We start from the raw sequence: 8,728 nt of genomic DNA, 5'->3' as shown, positions 1-8,728 counted from the left end.
TTTTTTTGTAAACGGGCGCAACGCCTGGGTTCCGTAAGAGTTAAAAATGTCAACAAATACGTGCAAGGCGACGGCAACAAACGTCCAAAGCCAAACGCGAAGCCAATCCGTTTTCGGATAGATGGCGGCCATCACGCTGACGATGAGCAGCGGCCAAAGAACGACGGCGGGAATCGAATGGGTGATGCCGCGATGGTTGCGAATATATTGGGCGTTGTTGCGCAATTTGAAAATCGTGTCGATATCCGGCGCTTGCGAGCCAGCGAGCGCGCCGATCAACACAGCGTGGGATAAGAGCGGATCGTGGGCGATCGCAGGGTCAAGTGAAGCAAGACTGCCGAGCGCCACCCCCATCAAAACATGTGTGCCTGTATCCAACGTGAAGGCGCCTCCTTCTTGCAGCATCGTTGCATGTTCGGATGGAAACTGTCTGTTGTCTCTCGGCCGGAGCACATCTTTCTTTTTCATGCAACTATTAGTATGCCCCACCTTGTGTTCAGCCAATAACCGTTTGAGGCATTGGCCGAAAGGAGGCGAGAGACAAACAAGGTTATGGCTAGTGTATCATAGGGCGACAATCGTTGGCGAGAGGCGGAACGACCAATTTCACAAAGATTCAAAAAAGGAAACGATTGATAGACAGTGGAGTGAGAAAAAGAAACAGGAAGCAAGCCGTTCGTCAGACGAAAAGGGAAGCGCTTCAACCAAAAACGAAAAGCGCCCCGCATGAGGCGGGACGTTTTGTTGATCATCTCGAACCGAGAAGCTCCCCACTTCAACGTCTATATAGGTGTAAGTGGGGAGCATTCCATTTTGATGGAAGATCGGTTCACCATCCGTTCTTTTGGCGGCTCATTGGTCAACTGTCCTTTTCTCTGCCAGCCGATCGATTAGCCGTCATTTCTGAACCGTTTGCCGATCGCTTTGAGAGCGGACAGGAAAAAGCGGATCGCGCGGTTGATGTCCGGGTCATTGAGCGCTTTAAGCAAATCAAACAACCCGATTTTTTTTTGTTTCGGCGGAGTTTTGTTCGTACGCCTCCAGCGCGCCGGCGGCGATGTGCTCAAGCAGTTTCGCCGTTTTCTCCGGATCAAGTGAAGCAGCAAGGGCAGCTATGGCGAACGCATGGTTGATCATCGTTGTCACCGGTTTTTGGTTGAGCTGGCCGACGACGATTTTCGCCACGTCTTCCCGTGCTTTTAACAAGGCGTTGGCCGCTTCGAGCAGGCCGCTTTCATGGAGCTGCTCGATGAACTCCAAGAGCTCGCGGACCGCCTCTTCACTGTCGCCGACAGCGGCTTTTAGCTTGGCCAGCGCTTCAGTTCGTTTTTCTTCCTCCGTCATTTGGCGCTTTTGAATGGTGGTAATCGGCTTAGCCACCGATCGTCACCCCCTTGTTTTCCTCGGTGAGCGGCACGTAGTCGCTTCGCCGCCACTTCCGCTCCACCTCGACGCCGTTTTGCGGATGCCGCTTTTTAAAGCGCGGATTTGTGCGCGGCAGCGGCGTCTTGCCGGACCGTTCAATGACTTCCATGCGCACGCGGGCTTGTTTGTAAGCCGGCGTGTTCGTGCGATGGTCGGTTTGCGGGCCGGTCAGCATGTTAATGGCGCTCTCATTGGCTGTGGAGTGCATCGGCAAGAACAGTTCATTGCCTCTGACTCGATCGGTGACGAGCACGCGCACTTTGACGCGGCCGTACGGCGAGATGAGCCGAACGAGCGCCCCATCTTCAATGCCGCGTTCTTTGGCGAGTTCAGGGGATACTTCGACAAACACTTCTGGGAATTTATGCTCGATGCCTTTGGATTTGTACGTCAAGTTTCCTTCATGGAAATGTTCGAGCAATCGGCCGTTGTTCACAAGCAAATCGTACTCTTTTGGATATTGCACCGGTTCGACCCAATCGGCTAACGCAAAGCGGGCTTTGCCGTCCGGGAAGTTGAACCGCTCTTTGTACAACAGCGGCGTATCAGCGCCGTCGTGGCTGCCCCAGCAAAGGCTGTTCCAGCCCTCGAGCCGGTCGTAATGCGCTTGTGAGTACAGTGGAGCGAGGCTGGCGATTTCATCCATGATTTCTTTCGGACCGGCGTAATTCCAATCGGCGCCAAGCCGCTTCGCGATTTCTTGAATGATCCACCAGTCTGGCTTGGAGTCGCCAAGAGGCTCCAGCGCTTGGTAAAACCGTTGGATGCGGCGCTCGGTATTCGTGAAAGTTCCTTCCTTTTCCAAACTTGGCGCTGCTGGCAAGATGACATCCGCAAATTGCGCTGTTTTTGACAAGAAAATGTCTTGAACGACAACAAAGTCAAGCTTCGCCAACGTCTCTTGCACATGGTTGGCGTTGCAGTCGACAAGCGCCATATCTTCGCCGATGATATACATCGCTTTCAGCTCGCCGCGCTCGGCCGCTTCGAGCATTTGGATGTTGTCAAGGCCTGGTTTCGCATCGATGCGGACGCCGTACGCTTTTTCAAACTTCGCTCGCGCCTCATCATCGGTGACATGTTGGTAGCCAGGCAGCCAGGCAGGAAGCGAACCCATGTCGCAGGCGCCTTGGACGTTGTTATGGCCGCGCAATGGGAACGCGCCCGCCCCCGGACGGCCGTAGTTGCCGGTTGCCAAAAGCAAGTTGGAAATCGCCGCCGATGTATCGCTGCCGCCCGTGTTTTGCGTGACCCCCATGCCCCAGAGGACGCACGTGCCGTCCGCCTCATGGATCATTTCGGCGATGCGGATGAGGTCGGCTTTGGCGACGCCGGTGACTTGTTCGGCATAATCAAGCGTATATTTTTCCAGCAATTGTTTAAACTCTTCAAAGAAATGGACGCGCTCGCGAATGAATGCCTCATCGTGCCAGCCTTGGTCGATGATGTATTTTGTCACCGCCATGAGCCACACTTGGTCGGTGCCTTGTTTCGGGCGGATGAACAGGTCAGCCCGCTCGGCCATTTCATTTCGGCGCAAGTCCGCAACAATGAGTTTTTGGCCAAACAGTTTATGCGCCCGTTTGACGCGGGTGGCGATGACCGGATGCCCTTCCGCTGGGTTGGCGCCGATGATGATGACAAGGCCGGCTGAAGCGATGTCATGAATCGTGCCGGAATCGCCGCCCATGCCGACCGTGCGGAACAGGCCGTCCGTCGCCGGCGACTGGCAGTAGCGTGAACAGTTGTCGACGTTGTTCGTTTCAAATACTTGGCGTGCCAGTTTTTGCATTAAATAGTTTTCTTCGTTGGAAATTTTTGACGATGAAATAAACCCGATGGCGTTGCCGCCGTATTGCCGCTTGATCGCGCCCAATTTTTCGGCAACGAGGTCGAGTGCTTCGTCCCATGTCGACTCGATGAATACGTCGCCTTTGCGAATGAGCGGTTTCGTCAGGCGCTCTTCGCTGTTGACGAAATCCCAGCCGAATTTCCCTTTGACGCATGTCGAAATGGCGTTGACCGGCGCTTCAGAAACCGGCTGGATTTTTAAAATTTTCCGCCCTTTCGTCCACACTTCAAACGAACAGCCGACACCGCAGAACGTGCAAACCGTTTTCGTCTTTTTGATCCGTTGTTCGCGCATGGCGGCTTCAATTTCGGAAACGGCGAAAATGGCGGTGTAATTCGGCTCCACTTCTTTGACGAAATCGATCATCGGATTGAGCACGTCTTTGTCCAGCCCCGTCATAAATCCGGCTTCGCCGAGCATCGATTTTTCCATTAACGCGTTGCACGGACAGACGGTGACGCAATGCCCGCAGCTGACGCACGACGATTCGTTGATCGGCACCCCACCGTCCCAAACGACGCGCGGCCGTTCCGCTTCCCAATCGATCGAAAGCGTTTCGTTCACTTGCAAGTTTTGGCAGGCCTCGACGCATTGCCCGCAGGCGATGCATTGATTCGGGTCGTAGCGGTAGAACGGATGCGACATGTCCACCTCGGACGGGTCGACTTTCGGCCGGTACGGATATGTTTGATGTTCAATTTGCATCATTTCCGCCGTGTTGTGCAGCTTGCAGTTGCCGTTGTTGTTGTCGCACACCGTACAGTACAAGAGATGATTTTCCAACAGGCGGTCCATCGCTTCTTTTTGCGCTGCCTTTGCCCGCGGCGAGCCGAGTTCGACGACCATGCCGTCCTCAACCGGTGTCGCACAGGCACGAAGCAGCGTTCCATTGACTTCAGCGATGCACGTGTCGCATGTCTGAATGGCGCCAAGCTCCGGCGTATAACAAACTTGCGGATGCGGAAGACCGTGTTCATTGACGACTTCTAAAATGGTCATCCCTGGCTTGGCGTGGTAGGTACGCCCGTTGATGGTTACCGTCACCATTTGCGCTCCCATCATCGCTCCCCCTTTGTTAAAATAAAAAACTCCACCAGCGACGAGACGAATGCTTCATCGTGGGTGGAGTAGTTCTTTAGCATAACGATACTAAACAACCAATCCAAACTTTTTATATTTAGTAGAAAAATAACAAGGCCGCTTCTTGCCTTATTATTTTTCCACTATGTATACATTTGCTATAGTTTATTATAGTACGGCGAAAGGAAGAACACAACGGATGGGCCGGAAGTTTTTCTGCTGACCGCAAGGAGGGATGAGAATGTCCAAAAAAGAAGCCGCTTTCAACGATATTGTGCGCAAAGTGCGCAAACAGCTGTTTGGGAAAGGGCCAGAGCGGATCAAAACGTATTTTGTTGACAATTTGGCGATCACCATTTTGCACGGCAATTTGACGCCGACGGAAAAATTTATCGCCCGCACGCCGGAAGGGCGGGACATGGTGCATGCAGCGAGAACGAAAATGATCCAAGATGTGTACGCCCAACATGTGCCGGACGGCATGGAAGAGCTCATCGGTTCGAAGCTTCTTTATTTGTTCAGCGACATTAAAGTGGAAGAAGATATGGCCGTATCGGTGTTCGTGTTTGAAAAACCGATTGAATTGTGACGATTTTGTGAACAGAAACAATTGTTTTTCGTTACTGTTCGTGGTATGCTTATGAATAGTTAGCACGATGAAAATAGTAGAAGCCTTGCCGGCTAAACGGTTTCGCCGCTTGGCAGGCAGGTTTCGGAAACGGATGTGCGTTGGTTTCGCTGCAGAAGTGCTGGGCGCAAACTACCGCCGCTTTTCGCTGACAGGGGCGAGTTTGTCCTCTTGTCCGGAAGGCGGCGGTTTTATTTTGCATGGAAAGGGGGAATGGCAAGGTGAGCGGGTTTGCGGCGAAACGGCGACCGATTGCGAAATACCGGAACGGGCGCTTTGTTGAGGAAGAGGACGAGATCGCGCTCGAGTTTCCGTTGACCATAACGGTCAATGGCGAGGAGTTTGCGACGATCGTTTGCACGCCGGCGCATCTAGATGAATTGGTAATCGGATTTTTGGCTTCGGAAGGAGCCATTCGGACGTGCAGCGACATCAAAGGGATGACCATTGATGGTGAGCGGGGCTTTGCTTATGTCGAACTCGCCGCAGGCGGACTGCCGGCCAAACAGTTTTATGCCAAGCGGTTCATCGGCTCGTGCTGCGGAAAAAGCCGGCAATTTTATTTTTACAATGACATGAAGACGGCGAAAACGATCGTCGGCGGCATCGCCGTGAAGGCGGATGACTGCATTCGCCTCATGGAAGCGCTGCACGAGCAGTCGACGGACTTTGCGGCGACGGGTGGTCTTCACAACGCCGCGCTCGCCACACCGGATGGGATGGTCGTGATTCGTTCTGACATCGGGCGTCACAACGCGCTTGATAAGTTGTACGGCTACTGCCTGCGCCATCAAGTGGCGATGAAAGACAAGCTGATTGTATTCAGCGGCCGCGTCTCGTCGGAAGTGCTTTTGAAGGCGGCGAAAATGGGAGTGAGCGTCCTGCTCTCGAAATCGGCGCCGACGACGCTGGCCTTAGATTTGGCGGATGAACTCGGCATAACAGTGGTTGGCTTTTTGCGCGGGCAAGCGTTTAACGTGTATACGCATGAGAGTCGGATCATAATCGGATGAAAGGGGAGGAGAGTCTGTGAAAAACCGTTGGCTCATTGCGCTATCGGCCGTCGGCATTCATATTTCGATTGGGTCTGTTTATGCGTGGAGCAATTTTACCAATCCATTAAAACAATTGTTTGGATGGTCCGATCAGGAAGTAGCGCTCACGTTCAGCATTGCGATCTTGTTTTTAGGATTGTCGGCTGCGTTCCTTGGCCATTTTGTTGAAAAGCACGGACCGCGGAAATCGGGGCTATTGGCTGCCATCTTTTTTGGCCTCGGGGTGACTGGTTCTGGATTAGCTGTTGCTCTCGGTTCCAAGTATCTGCTTTATCTGTTTTATGGCGTTTTAGGTGGGATCGGGCTCGGCGTCGGGTATATTGCGCCAGTGTCAACGCTTGTCAAATGGTTTCCAGACCGGCGCGGGTTGGCTACAGGGCTGGCGATTATGGGGTTCGGTTTTGCCGCAGCGATCGCGAGTCCGGTGATGAACAGTTTGATTGCCTCCGTCGGCGTCCAAAATACGTTTTTCATTTTAGGCATTACGTATTTTGTCATTATGACGTTATCTTCTCTTTATTTAGAAAAACCGCCAGAAGGATGGCTGCCGGAAGGATTTCAGGAAAAAGTGAAGGCCGGAAAAGCCAAACCTTCGCTTGATTTGGCGCAGTTGACGGCCAATGAGGCGGTTAAAACAAGACGTTTTTGGTATTTATGGTTCATGTTGTTTATTAACGTGACGTGCGGCATTGCCGTTTTAGCGGTGGCCAAACCGTTGGCGGTGGAAAGCATCGGCATCAGCCAAACGGCCGCGGCGGCATTAGTTGGCGCCATTGGGGTGTTTAACGGGTTAGGGCGCATCGGTTGGGCATCGGCTTCTGATTATATTGGGCGGCCGAATACGTATACGACGTTTTTCGTTTTGCAAATCTTGATTTTCTTCCTGTTGCCGAACGTGTCCATCAAATGGCTGTTTGTTGTGATGCTGACGATTGTGTATACGTGCTACGGCGGCGGATTCGCCTGTATCCCGGCGTATATCGGCGATTTGTTCGGCACGAAGCAGCTTGGCGCCATCCATGGTTATATTTTGACCGCTTGGGCCGCGGCTGGTCTCGTCGGACCGATGTTTGCTGCGTATATTAAAGACACGACCGGTTCTTATGAAGGAAGTTTGGCCTTTTTTGGCGGATTGTTTGTCATCGCTTTCATCATCTCGTTGCTCGTGCGCATCGATATTCGCCGATTGCGCGCCCAGCATGAACAAATCGCCTATGTTTCGGCGGCTAAGGAAAGTTGAGAACGATTTCCTTCCGTCTTCCCTCGGCGTGCGGCAAGCCACGCCGGGGGTTTTTTGATATAATAAGGTGGATATGGATCATAGGCATCATGGGGGAAACGTTGAATGACAAGAGAAACAGAGCGATTTCCAGCGCGCGAGTTTCAGCGCGATTTGCTTGACTGGTTCGCCCGCGAGCGCCGCGACCTGCCGTGGCGGAAAGGCCGCGACCCATATAAAGTATGGGTGTCGGAAGTGATGCTGCAGCAAACGCGCGTCGAGACGGTCATTCCGTATTTTGAACAGTTTATCGATCGGTTTCCGACGCTGGAGGCGCTTGCTGACGCTGATGAGGACGAGGTGCTGAAGGCGTGGGAAGGGCTCGGCTATTACTCGCGCGTGCGCAATTTGCACGCGGCGGTGAAAGAAGTGAAAACGCGCTATGGCGGCAAAGTGCCGGACGATCCAGATGAATTTTCTAGGCTGAAAGGAGTCGGACCGTATACGGTCGGGGCGGTGTTGAGCCTCGCTTATGGCGTCCCGGAGCCGGCTGTTGACGGCAACGTAATGCGTGTCTTGTCGCGTCTGTTTCTCGTGACAGACGATATTGCCAAACCGTCGACGAGAAAACGATTTGAACAAATCGTCCGCGAAATTATGGCGTACGAAAACCCGGGAGCGTTTAACGAGGCGCTGATTGAGCTTGGCGCTCTTGTTTGCACACCGCGCCGCCCGTCGTGCCTTCTTTGTCCGGTGCAAGTCTACTGCCAAGCGTTCGCCGAAGGGGTGGCGGAAGAGCTGCCGGTGAAAACGAAAAAAACAGCGGTCAAACAAGTGCCGCTCGCAGTAGCGGTGCTGGCCGATGATGAAGGCCGCGTTCTCATTCGCAAGCGCGACAACACCGGTTTGCTTGCGAATTTATGGGAGTTCCCCAGCTGCGAAACGGACGGTGCAGATGGAAAAGAGAAGCTCGAGCAAATGGTTGGGGAGCAATACGGTTTGCAAGTAGAGCTTACAGAACCGATCGTTTCGTTTGAGCATGCGTTTTCCCATTTAGTCTGGCAGTTGACCGTGTTTCCCGGCCGCCTGATCAGCAGCGAGTCCACCAAGGAGCCTTTTCGGCTTGTGTCTGAAGATGAGCTCGAAGCGTACGCCTTTCCGGTGTCCCATCAACGTGTTTGGCGCGAATATAAAGAATGGGCGGGCGGAGTACGCCGCCCCGATTAATCAGGCACCGGCATCGTGCCGTGTGTATACGTTGCTTCACGGCGCCCAAGGCCGCCGCGCGCTTCGATTTCCTCGATGATTTCACGGTGAATCGTCTGCCCTTCGACGTTTAAATATGGAGCGATTTGTTGGAACGAATGATGAAAATAAGCGAGTTCGTCATCGGTCCATTCCGTTTTCGGAATCATCGACAGCTCAGTCATATCGCGGCCGACGTACATAGGCAGCCCCTCCCTCATCTA

At 53.2% G+C, this 8,728-nt stretch carries 9 protein-coding genes; 4 read left to right on the top strand and 5 right to left on the bottom strand.

Annotated elements, in window-relative coordinates; all coding sequences use genetic code 11:
* The 4 genes from I656_RS04205 to fdhF form a co-directional block, all read right to left on the bottom strand.
* A partial coding sequence (locus tag I656_RS04205; RefSeq protein WP_033006210.1) for a metal-dependent hydrolase occupies positions 1 to 378 on the bottom strand: 378 nt, incomplete at its 3' end.
* A gap of 512 nt (positions 379 to 890) precedes the next feature.
* Positions 891 to 989: a DUF1641 domain-containing protein gene (locus tag I656_RS19345; RefSeq protein ID WP_235048647.1), complete on the bottom strand. Its 99-nt coding sequence runs from the start codon at positions 987 to 989 to the stop codon at positions 891 to 893.
* Position 990: 1 nt separating this feature from the next.
* Positions 991 to 1,380, bottom strand: coding sequence for a DUF1641 domain-containing protein (locus tag I656_RS04210; RefSeq protein ID WP_020755985.1), 390 nt, complete (start codon positions 1,378 to 1,380; stop codon positions 991 to 993).
* Positions 1,373 to 4,336, bottom strand: a complete 2,964-nt coding sequence (gene fdhF, locus I656_RS04215; RefSeq protein ID WP_015373969.1) for a formate dehydrogenase subunit alpha — start codon at positions 4,334 to 4,336, stop codon at positions 1,373 to 1,375. The genes I656_RS04210 and fdhF overlap by 8 nt, the downstream gene beginning before the upstream one ends.
* Before the next feature lie 262 nt (positions 4,337 to 4,598).
* On the opposite strand from fdhF, the gene I656_RS04220 reads away from it, so the two are divergent.
* The 4 genes from I656_RS04220 (at position 4,599) to mutY (ending at position 8,486) form a co-directional block, all read left to right on the top strand.
* Positions 4,599 to 4,946 carry a DUF2294 domain-containing protein gene (locus I656_RS04220; protein ID WP_033006207.1) on the top strand — a complete coding sequence of 116 codons (348 nt, stop codon included), beginning with the start codon at positions 4,599 to 4,601 and terminating at the stop codon, positions 4,944 to 4,946.
* Between the two features lie 260 nt (positions 4,947 to 5,206).
* Positions 5,207 to 5,998, top strand: coding sequence for a formate dehydrogenase accessory sulfurtransferase FdhD (gene fdhD, locus I656_RS04225; RefSeq protein WP_020755981.1), 792 nt, complete (start codon positions 5,207 to 5,209; stop codon positions 5,996 to 5,998).
* A gap of 16 nt (positions 5,999 to 6,014) precedes the next feature.
* The gene (locus I656_RS04230) at positions 6,015 to 7,280 is read left to right on the top strand and encodes an OFA family MFS transporter (protein WP_014194917.1); all 1,266 of its coding nucleotides are present in this window, start codon (positions 6,015 to 6,017) and stop codon (positions 7,278 to 7,280) included.
* Positions 7,281 to 7,385: 105 nt separating this feature from the next.
* The gene (gene mutY, locus I656_RS04235) at positions 7,386 to 8,486 is read left to right on the top strand and encodes an A/G-specific adenine glycosylase (RefSeq protein WP_020279373.1); all 1,101 of its coding nucleotides are present in this window, start codon (positions 7,386 to 7,388) and stop codon (positions 8,484 to 8,486) included.
* On the opposite strand, the gene I656_RS04240 is transcribed toward mutY, so the two are convergent.
* Positions 8,483 to 8,707, bottom strand: a complete 225-nt coding sequence (locus I656_RS04240; RefSeq protein WP_011229968.1) for a hypothetical protein — start codon at positions 8,705 to 8,707, stop codon at positions 8,483 to 8,485. The two genes, mutY and I656_RS04240, sit on opposite strands and share 4 nt — an antisense overlap.
* Between the last annotated feature and the right edge of the window lie 21 nt (positions 8,708 to 8,728).

This window comes from Geobacillus sp. WSUCF1 (genome assembly GCF_000422025.1).
GTDB classification, from domain to species: Bacteria; Bacillota; Bacilli; order Bacillales; family Anoxybacillaceae; genus Geobacillus; species Geobacillus zalihae.
The sequence above is the reverse complement of the archived record's forward strand: the minus strand, read 5'-3'. Positions and strand labels throughout refer to the sequence as shown.

Bases quoted from the DNA above. Each gene is read 5' to 3' on its own strand.
- fdhF (WP_015373969.1), bottom strand. From the start codon at position 4,336: ATGGGAGCGCAAATGGTGACGGTAACCATCAACGGGCGTACCTACCAC.
- I656_RS04220 (WP_033006207.1), top strand. From the start codon at position 4,599: ATGTCCAAAAAAGAAGCCGCTTTCAACGATATTGTGCGCAAAGTGCGC.
- mutY (WP_020279373.1), top strand. From the start codon at position 7,386: ATGACAAGAGAAACAGAGCGATTTCCAGCGCGCGAGTTTCAGCGCGAT.
- I656_RS04240 (WP_011229968.1), bottom strand. From the start codon at position 8,707: ATGTACGTCGGCCGCGATATGACTGAGCTGTCGATGATTCCGAAAACG.